Origin of the sequence: Desulfobacter postgatei 2ac9, assembly GCF_000233695.2 — a bacterium.
In the GTDB taxonomy this organism is placed as follows: domain Bacteria; phylum Desulfobacterota; class Desulfobacteria; order Desulfobacterales; family Desulfobacteraceae; genus Desulfobacter; species Desulfobacter postgatei.
Genome location: NZ_CM001488.1, coordinates 864,792 through 890,221 on the forward strand (window position 1 = coordinate 864,792; position 25,430 = coordinate 890,221).

General features: G+C 48.5%; 25 protein-coding genes. 11 read left to right on the forward strand and 14 right to left on the reverse strand.

What is annotated here, in order from left to right; genetic code table 11:
* Window positions 1-180: 180 nt before the first annotated feature.
* Window positions 181-735 (forward strand): PEP-CTERM sorting domain-containing protein, encoded by a 555-nt coding sequence (locus DESPODRAFT_RS04015; RefSeq protein ID WP_443112187.1) that lies wholly within the window; start codon window positions 181-183, stop codon window positions 733-735.
* A 587-nt stretch (window positions 736-1,322) separates the two neighbouring features.
* On the opposite strand, the gene DESPODRAFT_RS04020 is transcribed toward DESPODRAFT_RS04015, so the two are convergent.
* From DESPODRAFT_RS04020 to hysB, 11 genes are all read right to left on the reverse strand, one after another.
* Complete coding sequence (locus DESPODRAFT_RS04020) at window positions 1,323-1,898, reverse strand: class I SAM-dependent methyltransferase (protein ID WP_004071534.1); 576 nt, start codon at window positions 1,896-1,898, stop codon at window positions 1,323-1,325.
* 174 nt (window positions 1,899-2,072) lie between these two features.
* Complete coding sequence (locus DESPODRAFT_RS04025; protein ID WP_004071536.1) at window positions 2,073-2,459, reverse strand: Hsp20/alpha crystallin family protein; 387 nt, start codon at window positions 2,457-2,459, stop codon at window positions 2,073-2,075.
* Between the two features lie 40 nt (window positions 2,460-2,499).
* On the reverse strand, window positions 2,500-2,946 hold the full coding sequence (locus DESPODRAFT_RS04030; RefSeq protein WP_004071538.1) for an Hsp20/alpha crystallin family protein: 447 nt from the start codon (window positions 2,944-2,946) through the stop codon (window positions 2,500-2,502).
* A gap of 297 nt (window positions 2,947-3,243) precedes the next feature.
* Window positions 3,244-3,855: an FmdE family protein gene (locus tag DESPODRAFT_RS04035; protein WP_004071540.1), complete on the reverse strand. Its 612-nt coding sequence runs from the start codon at window positions 3,853-3,855 to the stop codon at window positions 3,244-3,246.
* 49 nt (window positions 3,856-3,904) lie between these two features.
* Entirely contained in the window at window positions 3,905-5,224 is a 1,320-nt protein-coding gene (locus DESPODRAFT_RS04040; protein WP_004071542.1) for a TRAP transporter large permease, read from the reverse strand.
* The gene (locus DESPODRAFT_RS04045) at window positions 5,221-5,715 is read right to left on the reverse strand and encodes a TRAP transporter small permease (protein ID WP_004071544.1); all 495 of its coding nucleotides are present in this window, start codon (window positions 5,713-5,715) and stop codon (window positions 5,221-5,223) included. Before DESPODRAFT_RS04045 ends, DESPODRAFT_RS04040 begins: the two co-directional genes overlap by 4 nt.
* A gap of 121 nt (window positions 5,716-5,836) precedes the next feature.
* Complete coding sequence (locus DESPODRAFT_RS04050) at window positions 5,837-6,829, reverse strand: TRAP transporter substrate-binding protein (protein WP_004071546.1); 993 nt, start codon at window positions 6,827-6,829, stop codon at window positions 5,837-5,839.
* 238 nt (window positions 6,830-7,067) lie between these two features.
* On the reverse strand, window positions 7,068-9,056 hold the full coding sequence (locus tag DESPODRAFT_RS04055) for an HDOD domain-containing protein (RefSeq protein ID WP_004071548.1): 1,989 nt from the start codon (window positions 9,054-9,056) through the stop codon (window positions 7,068-7,070).
* 242 nt (window positions 9,057-9,298) lie between these two features.
* On the reverse strand, window positions 9,299-9,781 hold the full coding sequence (gene hysD / locus DESPODRAFT_RS04060) for a NiFeSe hydrogenase maturation protease (protein WP_004071550.1): 483 nt from the start codon (window positions 9,779-9,781) through the stop codon (window positions 9,299-9,301).
* A 69-nt stretch (window positions 9,782-9,850) separates the two neighbouring features.
* Window positions 9,851-11,299: a NiFeSe hydrogenase large subunit HysA gene (gene hysA, locus DESPODRAFT_RS04065; protein ID WP_004071552.1), complete on the reverse strand. Its 1,449-nt coding sequence runs from the start codon at window positions 11,297-11,299 to the stop codon at window positions 9,851-9,853.
* Between the two features lie 35 nt (window positions 11,300-11,334).
* The gene (gene hysB, locus DESPODRAFT_RS04070; protein WP_004071554.1) at window positions 11,335-12,291 is read right to left on the reverse strand and encodes a NiFeSe hydrogenase small subunit; all 957 of its coding nucleotides are present in this window, start codon (window positions 12,289-12,291) and stop codon (window positions 11,335-11,337) included.
* Between the two features lie 169 nt (window positions 12,292-12,460).
* On the opposite strand from hysB, the gene DESPODRAFT_RS04075 reads away from it, so the two are divergent.
* Window positions 12,461-12,814 carry a hypothetical protein gene (locus tag DESPODRAFT_RS04075; RefSeq protein WP_004071556.1) on the forward strand — a complete coding sequence of 118 codons (354 nt, stop codon included), beginning with the start codon at window positions 12,461-12,463 and terminating at the stop codon, window positions 12,812-12,814.
* Between the two features lie 11 nt (window positions 12,815-12,825).
* Here the strand turns inward: DESPODRAFT_RS04075 and DESPODRAFT_RS04080 are convergent, their stop codons facing one another.
* Window positions 12,826-13,260, reverse strand: coding sequence for a YbgC/FadM family acyl-CoA thioesterase (locus tag DESPODRAFT_RS04080; RefSeq protein WP_157488406.1), 435 nt, complete (start codon window positions 13,258-13,260; stop codon window positions 12,826-12,828).
* Window positions 13,261-13,442: 182 nt separating this feature from the next.
* Here DESPODRAFT_RS04080 and DESPODRAFT_RS04085 point away from each other — a divergent pair, with 182 nt between their 5' ends.
* The 3 genes from DESPODRAFT_RS04085 to DESPODRAFT_RS04095 all read left to right on the forward strand — a co-directional run bounded on the left by DESPODRAFT_RS04085 (window position 13,443) and on the right by DESPODRAFT_RS04095 (window position 16,025).
* Window positions 13,443-14,120, forward strand: coding sequence for a nitroreductase family protein (locus tag DESPODRAFT_RS04085; protein WP_004071559.1), 678 nt, complete (start codon window positions 13,443-13,445; stop codon window positions 14,118-14,120).
* 54 nt (window positions 14,121-14,174) lie between these two features.
* On the forward strand, window positions 14,175-14,645 hold the full coding sequence (locus tag DESPODRAFT_RS04090) for an HAD family hydrolase (RefSeq protein WP_004071561.1): 471 nt from the start codon (window positions 14,175-14,177) through the stop codon (window positions 14,643-14,645).
* A 156-nt stretch (window positions 14,646-14,801) separates the two neighbouring features.
* A complete protein-coding gene (locus DESPODRAFT_RS04095; protein ID WP_004071563.1) occupies window positions 14,802-16,025 on the forward strand; it encodes an acetate kinase in 1,224 nt (407 codons plus the stop codon).
* A 7-nt stretch (window positions 16,026-16,032) separates the two neighbouring features.
* Here the strand turns inward: DESPODRAFT_RS04095 and crcB are convergent, their stop codons facing one another.
* On the reverse strand, window positions 16,033-16,410 hold the full coding sequence (gene crcB / locus DESPODRAFT_RS04100) for a fluoride efflux transporter CrcB (RefSeq protein ID WP_004071565.1): 378 nt from the start codon (window positions 16,408-16,410) through the stop codon (window positions 16,033-16,035).
* A gap of 172 nt (window positions 16,411-16,582) precedes the next feature.
* Complete coding sequence (locus tag DESPODRAFT_RS04105; RefSeq protein WP_004071567.1) at window positions 16,583-16,783, reverse strand: hypothetical protein; 201 nt, start codon at window positions 16,781-16,783, stop codon at window positions 16,583-16,585.
* A 315-nt stretch (window positions 16,784-17,098) separates the two neighbouring features.
* On the opposite strand from DESPODRAFT_RS04105, the gene DESPODRAFT_RS04110 reads away from it, so the two are divergent.
* The 6 genes from DESPODRAFT_RS04110 to DESPODRAFT_RS04135 all read left to right on the forward strand — a co-directional run bounded on the left by DESPODRAFT_RS04110 (window position 17,099) and on the right by DESPODRAFT_RS04135 (window position 25,386).
* Window positions 17,099-18,484 (forward strand): sigma-54-dependent transcriptional regulator, encoded by a 1,386-nt coding sequence (locus DESPODRAFT_RS04110; protein WP_004071569.1) that lies wholly within the window; start codon window positions 17,099-17,101, stop codon window positions 18,482-18,484.
* Between the two features lie 285 nt (window positions 18,485-18,769).
* Entirely contained in the window at window positions 18,770-20,734 is a 1,965-nt protein-coding gene (acs, locus tag DESPODRAFT_RS04115) for an acetate--CoA ligase (RefSeq protein ID WP_004071572.1), read from the forward strand.
* Between the two features lie 139 nt (window positions 20,735-20,873).
* A complete protein-coding gene (locus DESPODRAFT_RS04120; RefSeq protein WP_004071574.1) occupies window positions 20,874-22,568 on the forward strand; it encodes a bifunctional sulfate adenylyltransferase/adenylylsulfate kinase in 1,695 nt (564 codons plus the stop codon).
* A 148-nt stretch (window positions 22,569-22,716) separates the two neighbouring features.
* Window positions 22,717-23,850: an MBL fold metallo-hydrolase gene (locus tag DESPODRAFT_RS04125; protein WP_245532009.1), complete on the forward strand. Its 1,134-nt coding sequence runs from the start codon at window positions 22,717-22,719 to the stop codon at window positions 23,848-23,850.
* Between the two features lie 71 nt (window positions 23,851-23,921).
* Window positions 23,922-24,926, forward strand: coding sequence for a 4Fe-4S dicluster domain-containing protein (locus tag DESPODRAFT_RS04130; protein ID WP_004071579.1), 1,005 nt, complete (start codon window positions 23,922-23,924; stop codon window positions 24,924-24,926).
* Window positions 24,919-25,386 carry a hypothetical protein gene (locus DESPODRAFT_RS04135; protein ID WP_004071581.1) on the forward strand — a complete coding sequence of 156 codons (468 nt, stop codon included), beginning with the start codon at window positions 24,919-24,921 and terminating at the stop codon, window positions 25,384-25,386. The genes DESPODRAFT_RS04130 and DESPODRAFT_RS04135 overlap by 8 nt, the downstream gene beginning before the upstream one ends.
* The last annotated feature ends 44 nt before the right edge of the window (window positions 25,387-25,430 follow it).

Here is a 25,430-nt window from a genome sequence, read left to right on the forward strand (position 1 = left end):
CCGTGTACGGGAGAACCGTATGCACGGTTTGATGAGGGAGCACTGAGGATGCAAGGCCTTTGGAACACGTAGTAGCCGCGTGCGGCAAGGCGTCTCGAATATAAAAAGGGCTGAAGAAACCGGCCGAATCAGTGCTCTACTCTACCCTGAAATAGAAATACTATCCCCGGCGCCGATGGATTGGTTTTTGTGGTTCAGAGTGTCAGTTCAAGTATTGGCGGTGCTGGAGGAGGTATTGGATATGCTGGTATATCGCCCAGCGTTGGGGTCGAATTTGATACTTGGGGAAATGCATCTCTTCACGATCCAAGTTCAAATCATATTGGTATAGATGTCAACGGTGTACTGGATCATGGATCTGGCTCACCTAATACTGTTAATGTTGGTCATGATTCGGATCCAACTAAGGGTTTTGATAATGGCCAAATATGGTATTCATGGATTGATTATAATGGAACGACTCTTGATGTTCGTTTGAGTGAAAATAACTTAAGGCCAGACAGCCCTATATTATCCAGAGATTTAGATATTCCTAATATCCTTGGTGTCTCTGACGCTTTTGTTGGATTTACATCAGGAACGGGGGCGGATTATGGGAATCATGACATTCTTGCTTGGGAATATCGTGATGAATTTGACCCAATTCACAACCAGATACCAGAGCCAGCCACATTCCTTCTCTTCGGTCTTGGCATCCTTGGCATCGCAGGAGTTAGCAGAAAGAAAACCGCATAGTTTTACCGCAGTAACGACAGTCTGAAGGCAGGGCTATTCATTTGGCTCTGCCTTGTTTTTTTGGGATTTTAACCCGATTTAATCGCCTATAAACGACTGTGGTAAAACGATGGCAGGTGTTAGGCTGAACAATCGGTCTTATCGGTGAAATACAGTCAAAACGTCCGTCCTTAAAACAATTCCGTGATTTTTGCGCTATTTTATTACAACTGGACCGAGTGGGGAGAATGGAGCTGTAAGGTGGCACCGGAAGACGCTCACTGGATTTTTGAGCAGTATTTACATCGGCTCTTTATTTTTTACGGGTTTGTTCTTCAAGTGTCGAAAAAAGTTTTCGGAAAATCATCCTCCAAATCGAGTTTATCGTCCAGGCACTGACTGGCCATTACTTTATTTTAATCTGTTTTTGAAGTTGGACACCATCTGTTTCCGATGTCTGAAAAGTGAAGGAATTGCAGTTGGCAGTAAGGGTTATGGTGGAATTGGGGTAAATGGAGAGTAGCCTTGGGGACGCCACTTAAAAATAAAGACTTTTCAGACTTTTCTGAAAAGTCTTTTTGCTTTTTGTCCGGAGAACGGGGCAGGTTTTACATCGGTGACTTGAAAGTTGTCAGATAGTTGTAGCCACCGATCTCCGTAGTATTTATTTTTTTAAATCCCACTCCGGTGACCAGTTTTTCCGTCTCTTCCTGGGACAGGCGTATATGTGCCGGCGGACCGGGAGGTCCATCCATCTTTTTGAATTCAATTACGGCCAGGCATCCCCCGGGTATAAGAAGGTTTAGCACTTGTTTTAAAACTGTCTGGTCGGCGTTTATCTCCTTGAAGTCATGCAGTACTGTGGCCATCAGGCACAAATCCAAGCTATGAGCTTCAATGTCTATTTCCCTGGTGGCATCCGCCTTGATGGTTAAAATATTTGCGGCCTCTTTTTTCAGCGCGTCTTGTTCCAGTATCTCAAGCCCCTCTTCCCAGAGATCCACGGCATATACCAGGCCGGACGGCCCTGCAAGCTGTGATAGAAACAGTGAATACAATCCTTTGCCGCAGGCCAGATCCAGAAGCACCGAGCCCTGGTGAATTGGCAGCATCTGTTCTAAAATCTGCGTGTCAATCAGTTCAAAACTGCTTTTGCCGGCACCTTTGGGTTTTGCCTGGTCCATTAATATGTCTCCTTGGAAATTTGTGGTTTGCCTGGTTGTCGGCCTTTAATATTCATGTCTCATCTCCTTTGGTTTCTATGGTTGAGGGTGATCATGAGTGCCTGGGATGGCTGCGGCTCATTTGTTTTGCCGCAGCCATCCTGATACTGGCACAAAGAAGATGGTGTACTTGTCTTAGGCAGCTTTGATTTCAATCAATCTGGGTTTGGCTGCTTCGGATTTGGGCAGATGGAGGGTAAGCACCCCATCTTTGAGCGTGGCTTCCACATCTTCTACATTAATGGTTTGGGGGATGGAAAAGCTTCTGACATATTCAACGTCCACAAATTCCTCCCAGTTTGACACGCCCTGGTGATCAAGCCGTCGGACGCCGGAGATGGCGAGCTTGCCGTTTTCAATGTTTACCGTGATATCATCCTTGTGAACCCCGGGCATGTCCGCAAAAAGCAGGATCTCATTTTCATTTTCATAAATGTCCACTGCCGGGGTGGCGGTTCTTAGTTCACGGGTTTTCTCAATGGCCTTGTTTTCGGTTTTGGTGATATCTTTTCTGTCAGTCATGGTAACCTCCTGGGTTTTATTTTTGTTGTTCATTTGATCTTTAGTTAATGGTGATCTGTCTGGGTTTGGCGGCCTCTGATTTGGGCAGTGTCAGATACAAAATGCCGTCTTTAAGCGTTGCATCGACTTTTTCCGCATCAACCTCATCGGGCAGGGTAAAGCTGCGTGAGAATGTGGTGGCGGACCTTTCATTTCTGTGGGCCTTGTACCCTTCGGGGGGCTCAATTGCTCTTTTTCCGCTGATTTCAAGGTAATTGCCCTGGATTTTAATGCTGATATCATCCTTTGAAATGCCGGGGAGTTCTGCCCGGACTTCAAATTTATCACCGTTTTCCAGAAGGTTGATTCTGGGTGAATTGGTGCCCAGGGTAAACGCCGGTCCATGCAGGTAAGGTCTGTCCATTTCGTTGAAGAGTCTGTCCATTTTGGTACGGAGCAGATCCATGGCCCCAAACATTCTGTCGATTTCATTCATTCTTGTAAACATAGTTCATACTCCTTTTTATTGGTTGCTTTTTTTTGTCGGTTGGCTCGTTTCAATCTGCCTCCCGTTTGTTTGAGAATAAAATATGTCTAAAGAATATCGTGTCAATATTTATTTCATTACTATTTTCAAAAAATATATAAAGTAATATATCGATTGATTTTAAATCGAACCAGCAATTTTCAATATGAAGCGTTTCAGTTGAAAACCTCGCACAAAGACACTAAGACACAAAGATTTTTATTCAACTTTGTGAACCTTTGTGTCTTTGAGGCTTTGTGCGAGATTAAAAAGAAAAGATCAGTCTATTGGGTTGTGTTGATGAGGGTCCACAGGTTCATAATAGGATCCAAAAGCACATGGCCGGCAAAGGATCTGGTTGTTTTTTAAAACTTCCTTTTTATCCCTGACCACAATGCCGCACCGGGCACATACCGCCTTGAACCGTGTGGGGCCGGGCATCTCCGCTGCCGGAACATTTACTTTTACCCGGGAAACCGTAAACAAATCTGAATCATTCATGATTTTATAAGCTTCGAGCTGGGCAAATCTTGAATCTTCAATGCTGGGCATCAATTTTGGGGCAAGTTCCCGGGCTGTTTCCGTGGAAACGATTCTAAATGCCTTTCCTGTTTCAAGGTTCACAAAGGTGGCAGCCATGATGCCGTTGTCAATGAATTTTAAGGACCGTCTGCCAAGCTTTACGCCTGTAACATAGGAGATGGCGTCCGTGGCACACCGGTCCATCTCCACATATACAATGATTTTTTTAATCTGGGGCAATGTTGACGGTTCATCTAAGCCAATGAGCCGGCACCCAAGCATGGCCATGCGCACCCCGATTACCTGCCCCGGGCACAGATGACCATGGGCCTGCGCCGATCCTTCAAGCAGCGTATTAAAATCTTTCAATCGCCCCCCGGTGTTTTTTTGTTTGAATATGTCATTTTTTTACAATTTCTTAGGAGTACATCAAATCGGGAAGGAACAAAATGATCCAGGGAAAGGCAATAAGAATGATAATCCCGACAATCAGGGCAATCAGAAACGGGATAATGCCTTTAAATATTTTTTCCAGGGCCACGTTATGGGACAGCACGTTTTGGGCCACCCCGTAAACCACGTAGACATTGATGCCCACAGGCGGTGTAATAACCCCCATCTCCGTGACCATAACAATGATAATGCCAAACCAGATGGGGTCATACCCCAGTTCCATGACCACCGGGAAAAATATAGGCACCGTGAGGGTAACAAAGGCCAGGGCATCCATAAAACAGCCGCCCAGAAAATAGATAAAAATGATTACGGCAATAACTAGGGCCGGCGCCATATTAAGTTCGCTCACCCAGGATGCAATCTCAAAGGGAATCCGGGTAACAGCCAAGAATTTACCGAAAATAACCGCCCCTGTGATCAGCATTAAAACCATGCAGGAGGTGGTCAATGTTTCTATTAATGATTTTACGAATCCCTTCCAGGTGAGCCGGCGTCTGAGTACCGCAATGATTAGAACACCGAAAGCGCCTACAGACGCAGCCTCCGTGGGGGTGAACAGGCCGTAGAAAATGCCGCCCACCACCAGGGCAAAGATAATCAGGGTCTCGCCAAGGCCCAAAAGCGCTTTGAATCGCTCGGCCCAGGAAAATTTTTCCCCGGCAGGCCCGGCGTTTTTGTTCATAAGACAGGTGAAGAAAACAGCACCGATAAAAAGCAGGGTAACAAGAAGAGCCGGGAAGATGCCGGCCACAAAAAGTTGGCCAATGGACTGCTCCGTTAAAATGCCGTAGATGATCAGCACCACGGACGGGGGCATGATCATGCCGATGCCGCCGCCCGAGGCCACAGAGCCCGTAGCCAGGGCATCGTCATAGTTGAACCGCTTCATCTCGGGTAATCCCACCGTTGCCATGGTGGCGGCCGTGGCCGGACTTGAGCCGCATACGGCCCCGAATGCCGTACAGGCAGCCACCGTTGCCATGGCAAGCCCCCCGCGTATGCTTCCCAGGAATTTATACCCGGCTGAATAGAGGCGCTTGGATATACCGGAATTGAATCCCAACTGCCCCATGAGAATGAACAGCGGGATGGTGGTCAGATCATAGGAGGCAAAGGTGTCATAAAAACTTCTGGATAAAAGAATAAGCCCCGCATTGGGGCTTGCCATTAATGAAACGCCTATAAACCCTACCAGGGCCATAACAAACGCGACAGGCATCTGGGTCATGAACATGAAGATCATGGCCGCAATGCCGAAAATTCCTGTAAGAATGGGGCTCATCTGGTGGTGCCTTTTTTTAATTGGTTGACGGTGGCAACAATCTGCTGAAGGATGGTGCCGGAAAAAAAAGCAAGGCTTATGGCCAGGACAAGGACAATATAATGCAGAGGCAATTCCAGGTTCATGGAAACTTCGCCAGCCCGCTGCATCTCTTTGGCATAAACAAACATCTGCCAGGCAGCCACTGAGAAAAAAATCAACGTCAGGGTCCGGGTAAATAGATCCAGCAGCAGACGGGTCTTGCGGGGCAAAAGACGGGTGATAATTTCCACACCCACGTGTCCGCCCGCTTTATACGTGTGGGGCATGGCCGCAGCAGCCACGGCAACAGCTAAAAAACCCACAAGTTCCACAGATCCGAAAATGGGGTGTTTGAAAAAACGGCCTGTCACATCAACCACGGTAATGAGCATCATCAGCGTCAGGGAAAGGGCGCCGACAGATCTGAGCAGGTCGGAAATACGGTTTAAAATACGGTCCAGCAATGTCATTCAACTGCCTGTTATTGTAAATGTGTTAACAAAAAATTAGGAAGAATCCGTTAAAACGAATTCTTCCATAAAACTGCTACTGCACCTTGGGGGCGCGGTTTATCTAAACCCTATCGGCGTGCTACATGTTGGCTTTTATAAAATCCACAACAGCTTTTCCATCTACGCCCTTTTCAGATACTTTTTTAATATAGTTGTCAAGAACCGGCAGGGCAGCTTGACGCCACTTCTCAGCGTCGCCTGCTGACTGGGGGATGACAATCCCTCCTTTTTCCTTGAAAAACGCCATGCCCTCCTTGTCGGATTCGTCCCAGGCTTCTGCGTGTTTTACTGCCCATTCCCGGTTTATTTCCATAATAGCATTTTGCTGTTCCGGCGTAAGTTTGCTCCACTGATTTTTGTTCATAAATACACCAAAGGTGGTGGTATAAGCGGTGGAAAAGTTCTGAATCATGTAATGGACCACTTCGCCCAATTTCCAGCCTTTGTTGGATTCAATGGGGTGACAGGAGCCGTCTACCACCCCCTTTTGCAGCATCGGGTAACACTCCCGCATGCTTGTGCCCACTGGTGATGCGCCTAAAGCGTCCATAACCAGGCCGCTGGTCCCTGTACTCCTGATCTTAAGGCCCTTTAAGTCTTCAAGGGTGTTTATTTCCTTATCCCGGGTGTGGATCAGGCCCGGACCATGGGCATGGAAGAACAGGATGTGAGTGTCATTGAACTCTTCGGGTTTGAATTTCTCGTACATGGCATTGGCCACGGCCGTGGCCTGGACCCCCGAAGTGTATCCCATGGGCAGGTCAATGGCCTCTGCCACCGGAAACCTACCCCGGGAGTATCCCAAAGCGCTCATACCGATGTCGGCTATGCCCCCGCTCACCACCTCGCCGTAGGTTTGGTCTGCTTTGGTCAGAGTGGATGCCGGGAAATACTGGATAACCACTTCTCCATTGGTTCTTTTTTCAACTTCCTTGCACCAGCTTTCAGTAAGCTGGCTTTGGATATGTGTGGGCGGGAAAAAATTGGAGTATCGAAAGGTGGTTTTGGCTGAAATATGGGGTGCCCAGGACACACAAAGTAAAAGAACCAGCAATACAGACCATCTTTTCATAATACCTCCAAAAAAAGTGATTATAATGTAAACATAAATATGTTAAAAATATTTGCATATTCTATCCGAGCAGGACAAGGTGTCAAGTAAAAAACTGTCAGAATGGCCTGTGTGTCGTATGAACATAGTTGCGCCGTCAACTATCTCCTCTTCGGAAAGCACAATACTAAATTCGTTTATCAGCCCCGCCTGGGACCTTTAATGCTTGTACCTCTTCAATCACCGGCAGACTCTGTTCTCATTGTGAAACCACCCGATTCCGACCGGCTTTCTTTGCTTTGTACAGGGCCTCATCCGCCTTTGACACCAGGGCTTGCTTGTTTTTCGTATCATGTTCAAAACTGCTGATGCCGATACTCACGGTCAGGCCAAGCCCTGGAAAACGATCAGAAAGCAGATGGCCCAGACGTTCGATCTCCTTTCGAATACGTTCGGCATACACACCCGCTTTGGGGGGGTCTGTGTTATTCAGCACAACGATAAACTCCTCTCCACCGTATCGGCCGACATAGTCTGTGGGGCGGGACATTTTTTTTAAGGCTTTTGCGATGAGCTTGAGGACGCTGTCTCCAGCCTGGTGGCCGAACATATCATTAAATTTTTTAAAAAAATCCACATCAATCATAGCAACGGAAAGGGGCGTATCTTCACTGACTGCTTTTATAAAAGATTCTTTTAACAGATCATCAACGGCCATCCTGTTGAGCAGCCCGGTGAGCCCGTCGTGAAGAGATGCGGACTTGGCCTTTTTATAGGCCGATGCATTTTCCAGCGCAAGCCCAAGCTCATTGGCCACAAGCGCAATGGATGAAAACAGACCCGGCTCAATTTTTTTTCCGGATACAGCATAATCCATTCCCAGAAGTCCGATTACCTTATCATGACTGCAAAAAGGAACAACAAGCATCTGGAATACTGAAAACCGTTCCAGCACCTCCTTTTCGCCTGGCAGGGTGCCGTTGATGACAACCGGCTCTTTATTTCTCAGGCACTGGAGAAAACCGTTATCCACCTTATCCGTGGAGATATAGTGAGATGCCAAATGGTTTGAAAAACCGTCCTGTTGCAGGCACTTTACAACCTGAAGGCGGCGTAAAGGGGAGATTGCCCTTAATATGTAAACCCTGTCAAAACCAAAATCCTGGCAAATGGCTTTCAAAGTCGCCGATAGTATCTTTTCGGGCTCCAGGCTGCAGTGGGGTGCGGTGATGCTTGCAGTCATAGAGTGCTTTTTCTGATGGATTTCTTTTTGTTTGGGGGAAAAATAGGCCGAGTTAATGGAGCTCAATTTTAAATTGGCCTTGAGCAGGTTGGCTCGGTACTGGTCAGAAGAAGGAAATTTGAATTCATAAAACTTGGCCGTATTTTCAATCTCTTCATCCATTTTTTGGATCACGGCTTCAAAGTTTATACGGTCAAGCTGAATATTTTGTTCAACTTCGGGCTGTAGCGATAGTGGGGCAATGGCATCTACAGAGCCCATGCCCTGGGTCCAGGCCAGAAAATCAGCCAGACAGACAATGCAAATAAACTGCATATCTTCCTTGCAAAGATCCAGATGGTTAAAACGACGGTGGTGGTATTGTATGGCCAGGGAAAGCTTTTGGGGAAATCCCCAGCGATGTCCGTAATATGCCCCCAGGTCATCGTGCCCGATCCCCATGACATCCCTTTCTGCTTCAACCGATGGGCCGGTGCAGTTAAAGGCGTTTTTGCAAAAAACAGCATAATTCACCCGGCCGAAACGGTCCAGGGCAATTTTTCCAAAATCATGGAGCAAGCCTGCCGTATAAGCGTCCTCAGGGGTTGGATATCCTATCTCCGCGGCAAGGGCCTGACTGAGACTTGCCACGCACAGGCAGTGACGCCAGAAAAACGTTCGGTCAACTTGTTTTTGGGGGCCGGACTTAACCATTTTTTCAAAAAAAGTTGCACCCAAGCAAATTTTTTTGACCTCATCAAGTCCCAGAAAGAGCACGGCCTCTGAAATGGCTGAGATCCTCGATCTTAGATTGAAAAAAGCAGAGTTTACAATACCCAGCACCTTTGCGGTGATGCTCGGGTCTGTTTCAACCAGTTTGGCCACATCTCCAATGGTAGCGTCAGGGTCATTGCAAAGGGTGAGCATTTTGGCCATAACCTGCGCAAATCCCGGCAGTTCCTTGTCATTTCTTTTCAGGACTTTTTTGATATCAGAATCACTGGGCAGACTCAATATGTTGTCCATTATAAAAAACCATAGAAAATCAAGGAATTTGGATTAGGCTTACTGTCGATTCTGCCTGTTTATTATCATTTTCCTTGTGAACTGTACAGATTAACTTTCGTATTTTACCTTGATTTACGGTCAGGAACGGGGGGTGTGGCAGCGGTCTATTGGGGGAAGGATAATTCATGGCGTATCAATTTTGCGCCAACAGGGAGTGGCTCGTGGATACCTGAAAATTAATTGCCCACAGGGGCGCCATATCACACCGTGTCGGATGACCCAAGGATCTCGTTGATGTGTTTTCGAACGACCTTCAAATAATCGGGAAGGGCGGCTGCCAAAGGCGGGGTAAGTTCCGTTCCCCAGTCAATGGTGGCCGGTTCAATCCCCACTACCCTCAGATAGGGCCTGTGTCCACGCATTTGAGCCATACCTAAAGAGTCTAAAAGATCAATGTCGTGTAAAGAGAGCATCTGCTTTTTATCTTTTCTCAGGTGGTTTTCTTCCAGGGAAAAGATGGTGCCGGGTGTCTGGTTGGCCCGGACGATATCGAGCACCAGAAGGTTTTCATACCCTTCAAACAGGTAAAAGATGTCCTGGGTAAAGGTGCCGCCGTCGATGAACTCCACGTCTGCATCTTTCCAGATCTCTTTTTCCTTCCAGAGTTCATTGATGGCGTGAACGCCGATGCCTTCGTCCTGCATCAGGATATTTCCCACACCAAGCACCAGTAATTTTTTCATTTACAGGGGAACTTCCACTTTGATTTGCTTGCCGGTATCTGCGTCCAGCACGTGGACGGCGCAGCCCAGTCAGGGGTCGTAGGCGCGTATCAGGCGCCCGACATTCACCGGATTGTCCACGTCCGGTACGGGGACGCCGATCAGGGCTTCTTCAATGGGGCCTCTCTGGCCCATGTCATCCCTGGGGTTGGCGTTCCAGATGGTGGCAGAGGTGATCTGGTAATTGGATATCACGGAGTTCTTGATCTCCACATAGTGGAGAAGCGCGCCTCTGGGGGCTTCTGTCATACCAAGACCTTCCGCGTTTTCCGGGATAGCCGCCGGAACAAAGGTCTCTTTGCCCGGTGTGGCTTGGGCAATCCACTGTTCAACCGCTTTGGCAACCAGGAGCGTCTCTTCGGCCCTTGCCACATGGCGGCCCAAAATTGAGAAACAGGCATCACCAATATCGCGCAGTTTTTTAACCCCCAGTGCTTCCTGACCGGTTTTCGACAGTTCCGGGTTGGTGGCCCACATTCTGGCCAAAGGCCCACCTTCATGGGGCTTGCCATTGTATCTGGGCGCCTTGATAAAGGAGTAGGCACCGGCTTTGCCCGGTTCCGGCCGGGTCCGGCCCCTGGTGGGATTCAAACCTGTGGTGCTGTCTTCAAACCAGGAGTATTTAACATATTCCTTGATCTGGGTCGGGTCCACTTTATAGTCTTTCCCGTCCGTATAAACGCCTGGTTTCAGCAGGGTGTTGCCTTTGCTGTCCATGGGGAATACACCCCAGGAGACCAGATTTTTGTGGCCCACACCGGTTTTGAGCAGATCGCCGTAGGGCCCTGCCAGGGTGTAGATCACTGGAATATATTTTTCCATGACGAATTTTTTGATTTTTTTGAACCGTTCGGCATAGGCATTCAGGGCTTCTCTGGTAGGAATTTCCGTTGTTCCACCCACCACAATGCCCTGGACATGGGGCATTTTGCCGCCCAGAAGCGCCACCATTTCATGGCAGATTTTACGTATTTCAAGGGCTTCAAGGTACTGGCCGACGCATAGGTCGTTAATATCCTTGGAGACCCGGATGTCATTGTGTTTATATCTGGGAATAAAAGGCGCCGTGTCCGGACCGTTCACATAGTCAAGTGCTGCCAGATGGTAGAAATGCAGGATATGGGACTGGATGAAGTTGGCCCCCAGGATAAGATTTCTGGCGATTCGTCCGTTGTCCGTAAGTGTTACGCCGAATGCGTCATCCAGGGCAAGGGATGATGCCGTGGCATGGGCTGTGGGGCATACCCCGCAGATTCTCTGGGTGATCTGGACGGCATCTCTGGGGTCGCGGCCCACAAGAATTTGCTCAAATCCCCGGTACATGCCGCCTGACATGCGGGCGTCCACAACAACGCCATTTTTAACTTCCACCTCGGCTTTCAGGTGGCCTTCGATCCTTGTGATCGGGTCAATGCTTATTTTAAGTTTTTTAGTGCTATCGACCCCGACTGATCCGGTAGTGGGTTTGCTGCCTGACATAAATATTTCTCCTTGTGTGAATCTGTTCCGGTGGATTATGCGGGTTCATAAAAGGGTGATGATTGATCCGGGAAACCGGGTTCAACGCAAGCGATACAGACCGCATTATCCACACACCAGTTCAGGCCGCTGTTCCATTTTCTCTTGTAGCAGTCCGCATATGTGGAAGGTCCCTTGCAGCCCAGGTTTATACGGCAGCCTTTGGGGTCTGACAGGGTCTGGGACAGTTGGTCTGCCTCATACATTTTCAGCCTGGGGCAGTTGTCATGGATATTCTCTCCAAAGAAGAGCATGGGGCGTCCTTCATCATCCAATTCAGGAATGCCCTTTTCCAGCAGATGTACGATCGAAAGGACGATCCAGTCCGGATGGGGCGGACAGCCCGGGATATTGACGATCGGGGTGTTAATGCTGTTAGCTGCGAAAAAGTCTCTGCATCCGGTGGCACCGGTGACATTCCCTTTGGCCGCGGGAATGCCGCCGTATGCGGCACAGGTGCCCACAGCAAGACAGGAGCCGGCCATGGGAGCCACTTCCTTGACCAGGTCAACCATGGTGTACTCTTTATGCGCGTATTCACCAACACCACAGTACTTGCCCTCTGCTGCCGTAGGGATGGCGCCTTCCACAACAAGAGAAAATTTTCCCTTGTATTCCCTGGCAATGCCAAACAGGTTCTCCAGGGCAGTTTTGCCTTCTCCGGCCATTATTGTGGGATGATATTGCAGACTGATGACTTTCAAAAGCACATCTGCAATGCTGGGATCAACGCTGTTGAGCAGGCTGACCGAACAGCCTGTGCATGCCTGTCCCTGGATCCAGAGAACCGGATGCCGTTCAAGTCCTTTTTCAAGGGCTTTAACCAGCGTCGGGTTCACCATCTGGGACACACCAATGCCGGCTGCGGCACCGGCAACGGTTTTCAGGAAGCATCGCCTGGTAACTCCTGATTTTTCTTGTTGCGTTTCGGGCAACATATGGTCGTCTTTCACGGGCACCTCCTTGATAATGAATATTTTACAATGTTTTACAACAATTTGTAAAAAACTTAAATATTTTGATTATACAATTGCCGTATGGAATAATAATTTGTTGATTTGATTATGTAAAATGGCTTAGTATGTACGTTAATTTTTATTTTATCTAACTATCAGGCTGATTATGACAAAAGAGAATAATTCAGAAAACGAAGATCTTCGCACACAGGTAAGAACAGCGGCTGCGGACGGTGCAAGTGTTGAATTTACGTTCCCAGGTTCCGTGATGATTTACCAGTTTCCCTTGCGGGACTGGAGTTACACAGGCTTGGGTATCCTGGCAAGACAAAATTCCAAGATATTGGATCATATCCAAGAGGGTCAAATATTTTCAGTGACCCTCCGCCGGGAGGGGATCCGCCTTTCTTTGGAAGCGTACAGGGTTGAAATTCGACATATTTCAGATCCTGAACAAGGACGGCATCCCGGACACAAAGTCATTGGGTTGAGTATTCTGGAAAAGGAGGCTGTGTTGTAAAATCTGAGTCCCTAATCCAGAAAATCGAATTCCGGAATGGGCAAAAGCTTTTTGCCCGGCCCCAGGCAAACCAGGTCCAGGGCGCAGGTTACCGCGGGCTTGTTTTGGCCCGGGCGCCAGGCGCTGTGGTAAAACACCACCCGGTATGGCCCCTGTTTTTCCCAGGTGGTCCGGATATCCAGGAGATCCCCGAATTGCGCCCCCTCGTGGTAGCCGATCTCAGCTTTGTATACGGCAAAGCCGATGCCTTTGTCGTGCCACATCCGGACCAGGGTCTCAATACCGAATATGTCTTCCCTGGCCCGTTCAAAAAATTTCAGATAATTGGCGTGGTAAACCACCCCGGAGTGATCCGTATCTTCATAATATACCCTGGCCTCAAGGTGATGAATGGCCGGGTCCTGATCCGCTGCATGTAGATTGGTGATATGTTTTGTGGTCATCATAATAATAAAAGCTTATACATTGGATACCCTTTTTGATAAAGGGTTGTTTTGTGGGCAACCAGGGCTCTGTCCTAAATTTGCATAAAAAGTGTTGAGTATTTATTGCGCTTCACATTAAACTGCCCGGCATCAATTTGCAAGTTTTGATACATGGGGTTTAATAGCTATCCAAGGATGAAATAATGGAATTAAAGGATGTCATTGAACAAAGAAGAAGTGTTCGCGGATATTTACACAAACCGCTTCCCAAAGAGATTCTGACCCGGATTCTTGCCATCGCTACCAGGGCACCGTCTACGAAAAATACACAACCCTGGCATTTTTATGTGGTTGCCGAAGAACCTTTGGAGCAGCTAAAACGTGCCAATGTGGAAAGATTCCGCAGTTCTGAAGATCCCCCTGAAGAGATGGCTCATATCCTGATTGAACCGGAAAAAGGCACTGTGTACCGTGAACGGCAGGTAGATATTGCAAAACGATTGTTTCATGTTATGGGTATCGAACGGGAAGATAAAGCCAAACGGATGGCGTGGATGGAACGCGGATTCCGGTATTTTGACGCCCCTGCAGCGATCATCCTTGCCGGTGATAAATCACGCCCCATTGAAGGCATCTATCTGGATGCCGGGCTGGTTATTCAAAATATCTGCCTGGCTGCCGTTGATTTCGGGCTTGCTACCTGTATTGAGAACCAGGGTATCATCTATTCCGACGTCATCAGAGAGATTGTTCAAATCCCCGATGATAAGCGTTTACTCGTTGCCATTGCAATCGGGTACCCTGACTGGGATTTTCCTGCAAATCAGGTGATCAGTCCGCGGGAGGATGTGGAAAATGTTATTACCTGGTGTGGAGTATAAGGATTTTTAAAAACAATAATTGCACCATATCTATAGATTTCGTCAGGGGAGGGCATGATTCGCATTGAAATTCCCGGCACCGGTCCGGTTAATATTCAGAATGTAATCTTTGACTACAACGGCACCATTGCAGCGGACGGCTGTCTTCTTGACGGGGTAGGGCCGGCCATGAACCGGCTTGCCCACCGCCTTGATTTTCACGTTGTGACAGCCGATACCTTTGGCTCGGTCCGGGAACAGCTTGAAGGTGTGAAGGCTGAAGTTGTGCTCATTTCAAATCAGGAACAGGATCAAAAAAAACTGGATGTACTCAAACACATCGGCTCGGAGACCACCATGGCTGTGGGCAACGGGGTTAATGATGCCCTGATGCTTAAACATGCAAGGTTGGGTGTTGCGGTGCTTGGAGAGGAGGGGATGGCGTTGCCGGCCCTGATGTCCGCCGATGTGATGATCCGGCATATTCTGGATCTATTTGCCTTTTTTGAAAATCCTAAACGGTTGATTGCCACTCTGAGAAACTGATTTTTCCGGACTCCTTTAAGCCGCAAGCTTTAAGATATGCTGCCATGGGATGTTTAAAAAATTGAAATGGTGCATGAGCTTAAAGTGTAGCTGCCTAAACTGAATGCCCTGAATGTAACCGGGTATAATTAATTCAATTAAGCGAAAGTTTAAAAAATGAAAGTACTTGTCATTAATTCAGGAAGTTCCTCCCTGAAGTATAAATTGTTTGATTTAGCCGGTCCCAGGGCAATATGCGCGGGGTTGGTGGAGCGAATCGGCAGTTCGGAGAGCAGTCTGACCCATACCCTGTACTCTGACCCGGGACCCGGTGAAAAAACCGAGTTGTTTGAATATTTTGAAAATCATACCCAGGCCATCGAAAAGGTGGCTGCTTTACTTATGGCGGGTGATGAGCCGCTTGTTAAATCTGCACAGGAACTTGTGGCCATTGGGCACCGGGTGGCCCAGGGCGGTGAAATTTTTAAGGAAAACTGCATTGTGGATGACTGGGCCATTGAGGGGATCCGGGAGAACATCGTGCTGGCGCCCTTGCATAACCCGGCCAACCTGGCCGGTATTGAAGCGGCCATGGCGCATTTCCCCGGCGTGCCTTCGGTTGCGGTGTTTGACACGCTGTTTGCAAGTCATCTGCCTGATTATGTGTACCGGTATGCGTTGCCCGCAGCTTATTACACTCAATATAAAGTCAGGCGGTACGGATTCCACGGCGCCTCCCACGCCTATGTCACCAGAACGCTTGCCGGTCTCATGGGAAAACCTTTAAATGAGTTGAGCAATATTGTGTGCCACCTGGGTAACGGGTCTTCGATAACCGCCGTCAAAGGCGGCGTGTGCCGGGAAACCTCCATGGGCATGACGCCGACTTCCGGTTTGATCATGGGAACCCGGTGCGGTGACATTGATCCTTCGCTGCCTGCTTATCTTGCCTCCTGTACCGGGAAAAGTGCTGCACAAATTCAGACCGTTCTTGACCGTGAAAGCGGTCTTGCCGGTATCTGCGGCATGAACGACATGCGGGATATCCACAAAGCCATGGCCTTGGGTGATGACAATGCCAGGCTTGCCTTTGAGATGCTGTGCCACGGCATTAAAAAATATATCGGGGCTTACTATGCCGTGCTGGGTCGTCTGGATGCCATTGCCTTTACCGCCGGCATCGGGGAAAATGATGCGGGCGTCCGGGGTAAGTGCCTGGAAGGGCTTGAGCATCTCGGCATTATAGTGGATCAAGAAGTTAACGCCGGTTTAAGGGGTAAATCCGCTCGTATCTCAACCGATGACAGCGCTGTGGCGGTCTGGGTGGTCCCCACGGATGAAGAGTTTGAGATTGCAACCATCTGCAAAGACCTTGTATTGAGAAGCAACAAAAATGTATAATTGGTTTTCAAATGGCTTTTGATAACTCGAATCCAATCCACACAAAAATCAGTCCCGCGCTTAACTGGATAAGCCCGTTCAAAACGGCCAGGCCGATCTGTCCGTTGCGCATATATAAAAACAGTTCAAATCCAAAGGTGGAAAACGTGGTGAATCCGCCTAAGAATCCGGTAAAAATAAGTAGTCTGACTTCCGGGGCAAAGATTTCCCGTGTATCGGCAATACCGCCTAAAAATCCGATGATAAAGCATCCTAAAACATTGACGGTAATGGTTCCTAAGGGAAGCGATGTGTTTTTTAAGGCATTGATATAAGCTTCGTACACCAGAAATCGGCACATGGCGCCTATGGCGCCGCCTAATCCGACTATTGCTATTTTGATCATTTTTATATTAACCGGTTAAATATCTCACATTAATGTATCAATTTCGTCCTGATGGTGGTTTTTGAGATAAAAAAACACCGGAAAAGCATTCGGCCTTTCCGATGTCCTTTATATATCAGATTTTGCCGGGAAGATACTACATGCCCGGCAAAAAGGGGGGATGACAAAAGGCTTATCCGATTTTCAACTGAATATTGTGGGAAGCCATGGTGCGGGTAACGGCCTGGTTCATCTCGTCTAAGTTCAGATTGTAACGGTATTTTCCGTTAATTTCACTGATCTCTATCCCGTCTATGGTTTTACGGGTTAGTTTGAGCAATACACTGAGTCCAAATGTTTTTTTTACTTCAAATATTTTTTTGTTGCTCTCCATTTTAATATTCCTTTTTTTAATATGTTTTTGAGTTGTGTGCCTAAAATTATATAAAGCATGTTTTATGCCATTGTGTTTTAGAATTATTCAAAAATGGTAAAATTCAAAGATAACCGGGCTTATGGAGTGGATTTTGTCTCTATTGTTAGAAACCCCTTGATGTTATTATCGGAATAACCGGCCGGAAATTTACATTTTTGTTTCGATTTTTGTCAGGTTTTTTGAACAGCAGTTGACATGGGATTCTTTTTTCAGGATAAAGGTAGGGCGGCCTAACCCTTAATTTGTGCCGGTAAAAAGGAGGTTTTAATCGTTTTGAATTCCCCAAATCCGGATAACCCCATATTCATAGTGGATGACGATCCAAAGATTCTTGCTGCAGTAGAAACGATTCTGCGAATAGCCGGTTTTGACAACATCACTGCCATCCAGGATTCAAGGGATGTGATCAGGACCATGGAACGTAGAATTCCCGGGCTGGTTCTCCTGGATTTAAATATGCCTCATATCAACGGCGCCTACCTGTTGAAAAGTATCCGCAAGACCTGGCCAAGAATACCTGTTATTATGCTCACAAGTAATATTGAGGTGGATACGGCTGTTAAGTGTATGAAGATCGGGGCCATGGATTATATCCTTAAGCCCGTTGATTCGGATCGCCTGATTAAGTCGGTAAAACAGGCGCTTGATGGCGGACAGGCCCTGGGGCAGCTTTCTCCTTCCCTGCACCAGGAGTTATTTTCCCAGATAAAAAAACCTGCAGCCTTCAGCGCGATTATTACCCAGGACAGTCAGATGCATGCCATTTTCCATTATGTGGAAGCTGTGGCGCCGTCTCCCCAGCCGGTGCTGATCTTTGGGGAAACAGGGGTAGGCAAGGAGTTGATTGGCCAGTGCATTCACAACTTAAGCGGCCGTAAGGGCAAATTGGTAAAGGTCAACGTGGCAGGGTTGGATGATAATATGTTTTCAGATACTTTGTTCGGCCATGTGCCCGGCGCGTTTACCAGCGCGCGGAACGCCCGGCCCGGCTTGATTCTTCAGGCTTCCGGGGGAACTTTGATGCTTGATGAGATCGGCGATTTGGCATTATCCTCCCAGGTTAAGCTGCTCAGACTGCTCCAGGAAGGTGATTATCTGGCGCTGGGGTCGGATATTACCCGGCATTCGGATACCCGGATCATTGCTTCCACCAATCAGGATCTGTGGGCACTCGAAAAACAGGGTAAATTCAGAAAAGATCTGATTTACCGCCTCTCCACACATCGGCTGACCATACCTCCGTTGCGGGAACGCCTTTTGGATCTTCCCCTGCTTCTGGATCGCTTTATCTGCCAGGCTGCCGATGAACTGGACAAGCCTGTGCCTGATATCCCGAAACGTCTTATTGAGATCATGGAAACGCATCCGTTCAAGGGGAATATCAGGGAGTTGAAGTCCATGGTTTACGATGCCATGTCCAGATACCAGGGCGGTGCCATCTCTGCTGATTTGTTTAATATTTCCATCCATACCGATCATGGGGTAGGGGCGTCTATGTCGGTAGATCCGGGACTTCCGACTTTGAAGCAGGCTGCCAATGCACTGGTGGAAAAAGCCATGGCCCATACAGGGGGGAATCAGTCTGCTGCGGCCAAAATTCTGGGCATTTCCCAGCAGGCGCTCAGCAAGCGACTTCAAAAACTTCGTGAAGAGGAATAGTTCTGCTCAGCTACAACTAAATTGTATCTACAATATTTATTGTAATTCGATCTTTCTCCCTGTTTTTAAATGGTTTTTAATGTTTTTACCCGGAAAGTTTAACAATTTTTATTGTAGCTGGTCTTTGATTGAATGAGATCTGTTTCTTCAAATATTATGTTTGCTATCAATATGTTATGCATATATGTTGTTCCCGGTACAAAGTTTGCTCTAATTATCGATGATAAAATGGTTAAAAATAAATTACAGCTACATTATTATAAATAAGAAAAGGAGTTTCTGAATATGAGTGAGAACATGTTTCATGCACCGGATAAATTTCGTGAAAATGCCTGGATTAAATCCATGGACGAATACAAAGCCATGTACAAAAGATCCGTGGAAGATCCTGAAGGGTTCTGGGGTGAAATTGCAGAAACTTTTTACTGGGAAAAAAAATGGGATAAAGTCCGGGATTTTAACTACAGCATGTCCAAGGGGCCGGTGTTCATTGAATGGTTTAAAAATGCCAAGACCAATATTACATATAATTGTCTGGATCGTCACCTGGAGACCCGGGGTGACCAGGCTGCTTTCATCTGGGAGGGAAACAGTCCGGATGAGGATATGGTGATCACCTACCGTGAGCTCCATGAAAAAGTGTGCCGCTTTGCCAATGCCCTGAAAAAAAGCGGGATAGGCAAGGGCGATCGTGTGGCCATATACCTGCCGATGATCCCTGAACTGGCCATAACCATGATGGCCTGTGCCAGGATAGGGGCCATCCACTCCATTGTATTCGGAGGCTTTTCCTCCGAGGCCCTGGCCAACAGAATTTTGGATTCCCTTTGTAAGGTTCTGGTGACATCGGACGGTGTCATGCGCGGGGCCAAGGCCGTTCCCCTGAAGGGTAATGCGGATCAGGCCCTCAAGATGTGTGAAGGCCATGGGCATACCGTTGACACCTGTTTTGTTGTCAAACGGACCGGTTCTCAAGTGAATATGGTGGCGAACCGGGATGTCTGGTGGCATGAGGCCGCCCAGGCCCAGAGTGCTGAATGCCCCGTGGAATGGATGGATGCCGAGGATCCGCTGTTCATCCTTTATACATCAGGCTCCACAGGTACGCCCAAGGGGGTTCAGCACAATGTCGGCGGATATATGGTGTATACCGGAACCACCTTTAAATACATATTTGACTACCACGATGGCGACGTTTACTGGTGCACGGCGGATATCGGCTGGGTTACGGGGCATTCCTATATTGTTTACGGCCCGCTTTCCCAGGGCGCTACATCCATTATATTTGAAGGCGTACCCACCTATCCGGATCCCGGCAGATTCTGGGCCACTGTTGACAAATGGAAGGTCAACCAGTTTTACACCGCTCCCACCGCCATTCGGGCGCTCATGGCCCAGGGAGATGAATGGGTGACAAAATATGACCTGTCTTCTCTGCGGCTTTTGGGATCAGTGGGCGAACCCATTAACCCCGAGGCGTGGCTGTGGTATCATAAATATGTGGGAAAGGAGCAGTGCCCCATTGTAGATACCTGGTGGCAGACAGAGACCGGCGGCATCATGATTTCTGCTTTGCCCTATGCCATTGGCCAGAAACCCGGATCCGCAACCCTGCCGTTTTTCTCTGTGCAGCCTGTGGTCCTCAGTGAAGAAGGTAAAGAGCAGGAAGGGGCCTGCCACGGAATCCTTGCGATCAAGGAACCCTGGCCCGGTCAGATGCGTACGGTTTATAACAGCCATGACCGGTTTGAAATGACCTATTTCCAGATGTTTGACGGATACTATTTTGCCGGCGACGGCTGCCGCAGGGATGAGGACGGTTATTTTTGGATCACGGGCCGTGTGGATGACGTTATCAACGTGTCCGGACACCGTATGAGTACCTCAGAAGTGGAATCTGCCCTGGGCAGTCACGTTGATGTGGCCGAGGCTGCAGTCATCGGATATCCCCATGACATCAAAGGGCAGGGAATTTATGCGTTTGTTACCCTGAATATCGGCGTCTCCCCGTCCGATGAACTGATGGCTGAACTGAAAAAACATGTGAGAAGTGAAATTGGGCCCATTGCCACACCGGATATCATCAATTTTGCCTCGGATCTGCCCAAGACCCGATCCGGCAAAATCATGAGGCGCATCTTAAGAAAGATTGCAACGGATGAGCATGATCAGCTTGGCGATATATCGACCCTGTCAGATCCCGGCGTTGTGGGAACCCTGATTAACAGCCATAAGGAATTAATGAAATAGTAATAACGGCCATGGGCTGACGGACACAACAAACAATGAAAGATGTTAGTTTTGAGTAGTGAGTATTGAGTAGTGAGGAAAACAGCTTATTTTAATCTCACTACTCACTACTCACTACTACTATTTAAAGGATAGTTAGATGGCCCAAGACACATCCCTTGTCAATCTTCTGGTGGATCAGGAACGTCATATCGCACTTAAACAATTATTATCCTCTTTACCGGATATCACATTGAATCTGCGCCAGATCTGTGATTTTGAACTGTTGACCACAGGCGTGTTCACTCCGCTGAAAGGATTTATGACCCAGGAGGCCTACGAAAGTGTCCTGGACCGCATGCGTCTGCCTTCCGGCGAAATCTGGCCTGTGCCCATCTGTCTTGATGTTTCCAGGGATCGTGCAGACAGGTTTGAGGCGGGACAGTCGGCTGTTCTTCGAGACCCTGAAGGATTTCCCTTAGGTATCATGGCCATTGAGGATATCTGGCAGGCGGATCGGGAAAAAGAGGCCATGGCGGTTTACGGCACCACAGATATGACCCATGATGAGGTGGCCCGGCTTCAGGAGGCACGCGACCGATACTATGTTGGCGGCAGCATTGAAGCGTTGAATCTGCCGATTCATTCGGATTTTAAGCAGATCCGCAACACGCCTTCAGAGGTGCGGCAACAGTTTTGCAAGCTGGGATGGAAGCGAATTGTGGGGTTCCAGACCCGCCAGCCCATCCATCGTCCCCAGTTCGAACTGACCATCCAGGCCATGAAAAAGGCAAAGGCAAACCTGTTGATGCTCCCCATCGCGGGCATCCCCAGACCCGGAGATTTTGACCATTATACCCGGATGCGCTGTTATCAGAAGGTGGCCGCTTATTATCCTCCGGACACCTATATGCTTAATCTGTTGCCTTTATCCACAAGGCTGGCAGGTCCAAGAGATGCCGTGCTTCACATGATCATCGGAAAAAATTTCGGGTGTACTCACTTTGTCATCGGCCATAACCACGCAACCCCGGGAAGTGACAGTTGCGGCAATCCGTTCTACGATACTCCCCAGGTCAGGGCGTTGGCTGAGCAGGCCGGGGAAGAGATCGGTATTGAACCGGTATTTTTTGAAGAGATGGTATATCTGCCCTTTGAGGATGAGTTTAAGCTGGCCAGTGAGGTGACGGACGGCCAGGAAACGCTCTCTTTTACCAATGACCATATCCGTGACCGGGTCAGAAAGGGCAAACATATACCGGAATGGGCCAGCTTTCCCGATGTGATCAAAGAGTTGCGCCGCTCCTATCCGTCCCCTGCCACCCAGGGATTTACAGTGTTTCTTACAGGATTTTCCGGGGCCGGAAAATCCACCATTGCCAAAGTCCTCTATTCAAAATTTATGGAAATCGGCACCCGGCCCGTAACCCTTTTAGACGGCGACATTGTCCGGCGCAATCTGTCTTCAGAACTTAGTTTTTCCAAGGAGCACCGTGATATTAATGTCCGGCGCATCGGGTTTGTGGCTTCCGAGATCACCAAGAACAGAGGTATCGCCATTTGCGCTCCCATTGCTCCTTACGAGCGTACACGGTCAAAAATACGTACATCTATCGAAGCCCATGGCGGATTCTTTGAAATCCATGTGGCCACCCCCATCAGCGTGTGCGAAAAAAGGGACCGCAAAGGTATGTATGCAAAAGCCAAGGCAGGACTGCTCAAAGGCTTCACCGGCGTGGATGACCCATATGAGGAACCGTCAAACCCGGAGTTGTCCATTGACACCTCCAACCTGACCCCGGATGAAGCGGTTCAGCAGATTTTACTGTTGATCAGTGAAAAAGGGTTTGTGTAACGGTTAACCGAGTTGCACCAATCTATCAAAATTTTACTAAAAAACACAAAAAACAACATTTTTTAGTGTATGCAAAAACATAATCGGATATTACTGTGAAAGACTGGAAAGTATTAGACAGAGCAATACCAAATAACGGCAGAAGCCGTTGAGTGACTTTTTAGTATATATGAGATGTTTTGTCCCCTGTAGGTCATGCATCCTGCTACCGCTTCTCATGCTTGTGTTCCTTCTGGGGTGTTCACCCGAGGAGAAGCAAACCTTTTCAGAAGATGTGTGGGAAAAAGAAGTATCCCGGACCCAGGAAAAAGATTTTTATGCCCTGCACAAAAAAGATGACCGATATTTTGCCCCCTGGATGAAAATGCCGGATAAAAGCTTTCTGGATGTCCTGGGCTGGAAGTTTTTTTCAAAAACCCATTATACAAAAGAGGAAAGGGAATTTCTGCCCAAAATTTTGCCCCAAACCCTGCAGCGTGTTCAAAAAACCCGGGGGGATTTCATTCTATGGATCGGGCACAATACCTTTCTTGTCCGGATAGGAGAACAATACTGGCTCACAGATCCCATATTTTCAAAACGCGCCCTTATTCCCGGACGCAAGACACCACCTGCCCTGACCCTTGAAGAGATTAACACCCTGGTCAAAGCCCCCAATATTCTCATCTCCCACAACCATTACGACCACCTGGATCGTGGATCTATAAAAGGCCTGCCAAAGGCTTCCCGGGTCTTTGTGCCCAAAGACCTGGCGGTTATGGTGAAAAAGATGAATAAACCCCATACCCTGGAGATGGACTGGTGGGAGGAAAAAACCTTAAGCCCCGGTATAAAGCTGGTCTGTCTTCCCACCCAGCACTGGTCCATGCGCATCAATCAGGGCCGAAACAAAAGCCTGTGGGTGGCCTGGCTGCTGATAACGCCGTCCGCAACTTTTTATTTTGGCGGGGATACCGGCTATTTTAAAGGGTTCAAAGAGACCGGGAAGAAATATCCGGGCATCGACTATGCCTTCATCGCCACCACAGCCTACCATCCCAGATGGTTCATGCACTACCAGCACATGAACATCCCGGAAGCTGTCAAAGGATTTAAGGAATTGGGGGCAAAATATTTTATTCCCACCCAGTGGGGCACCTTTCACCTGGGCAGCGAACCTGCAGGCTTTCCCGGCCTTGAACTTAAACGCTTTATCCAGACCGAGAACCTGGATCCATCCCTTTTTAAAATTATGGATATCGGTGAAATTTTAAAGATCACTCCCTCCAACGGGAGGTTTTAAGGGCCAAAAGGCGAGCGGAAAACCGGCTTTAATTTCTTACAATAATCAACATACGACTTCAGGAGGACGATATGAAGGACGATAAAAGGGTGAGCGTAAGCCGCCGTGGGTTTTTAAAAGGGGTGGCTGTTGGTGGCGCATCCATGCTTCTGCCCGGTACGGTCAGGGCATCCCGGCAAGGTAATGCGTTGGCCTCCCTGCATGACCTGTCAAAGTGCATCGGTTGCGGAGAATGCGTTTCAGCCTGCTCCGAACAGAACGGGGGTAAATATCCTGACCCCCAAAAACCCTTTCCAAAGATGTACCCCGGCACGGTCAAGGTGGCGGACTGGTCAGACCGCCGGGATGTTCAGGAAAGACTTACGCCTTACAACTGGTTGACAATCCAAACCGTAGAGGTCGATTGGCAGGGGCAGTCCTATGAAATCAATATTCCCCGGCGCTGTATGCACTGCCAAAATCCGCCCTGTGCCAATTTATGTCCCTGGGGGGCCTGTGCCCGGGAGGACAATGGGGTGGTGCGCATTAATACCGATATCTGCCTGGGCGGTTCCAAGTGCAAGTCGGTTTGTCCCTGGGATATTCCCCAACGCCAGACAGGTGTTGGTCTTTACCTTAAGCTTCTGCCCGCTTTTGCCGGAAATGGTGTTATGTATAAATGTGACCGTTGCTTTGAACTTCTGGCTGACGGCGGTGTGCCGGCCTGTGTCAGTGAGTGTCCGGAAGAGGTTCAGTTCATCGGCCCCAGGCAGGATATCCTGGTCCGGGCCCATGCGCTGGCTAAAACTTTTGCCGGTGAGGCTGATGAGAATGATTTCATCTATGGTGAACATGAAAACGGCGGCACCAATACCATCTATGTCTCTCCCGTCCCCATTCCTTTGCTGGCCAAGGCCTTGGAAACAGGTCCGGGCAGTCCGCATATGGATCCGGTGAAGGATATGATGGCCCAGGACGAGTTCCTGGGGCTTGCCGCTTTGGCGGCTCCGCTGGCCGGAGTGGCTGCAGGACTGTTGACTGCCGGGGCAAAAATTATCAAGTCGGGACAAAAAGACGAGGAGGCAACCCATGAATAACCTGTTTCCCAGGTGGCTGAACCGGATCCTGCTGGCCGTCATAACGCTTTTGGCCTTGACCGGGATGGCACAGATGCCTATTTTCAAACGGTATTACATTGCGGACATCCCAGGGCTTGGTTGGCTGGCAGCCTTTTATACCACCCACAAAATACACTATATTGCCGCAGCTGTTTTCCTGGCCCTGATTTTCTGGATGGCTACGGTTTACCTGTTAAACCACCGCAAAACGTGGCGGCTCACAGCTATGGGCTGGGTGCGTTTGGTTATTCTGGCGCTGATCGTGGTGACCGGAATGCTGCGAACGGTAAAGAATCTGCCCGACCACGGCTTCAGTCCCATGACGGTGATGCTTGTTGACTGGACACATCTGGCCGCTGCCATGCTCCTGGGCGTAACCGCCATTCTTGCCCGGGTGGGACCATGGCACCGTAACGGGGTTTATGCAACACGCCACTGATCGTCATTGGTTCTGCAGTGTGAAAAAATTAGCGTTTGTATTGT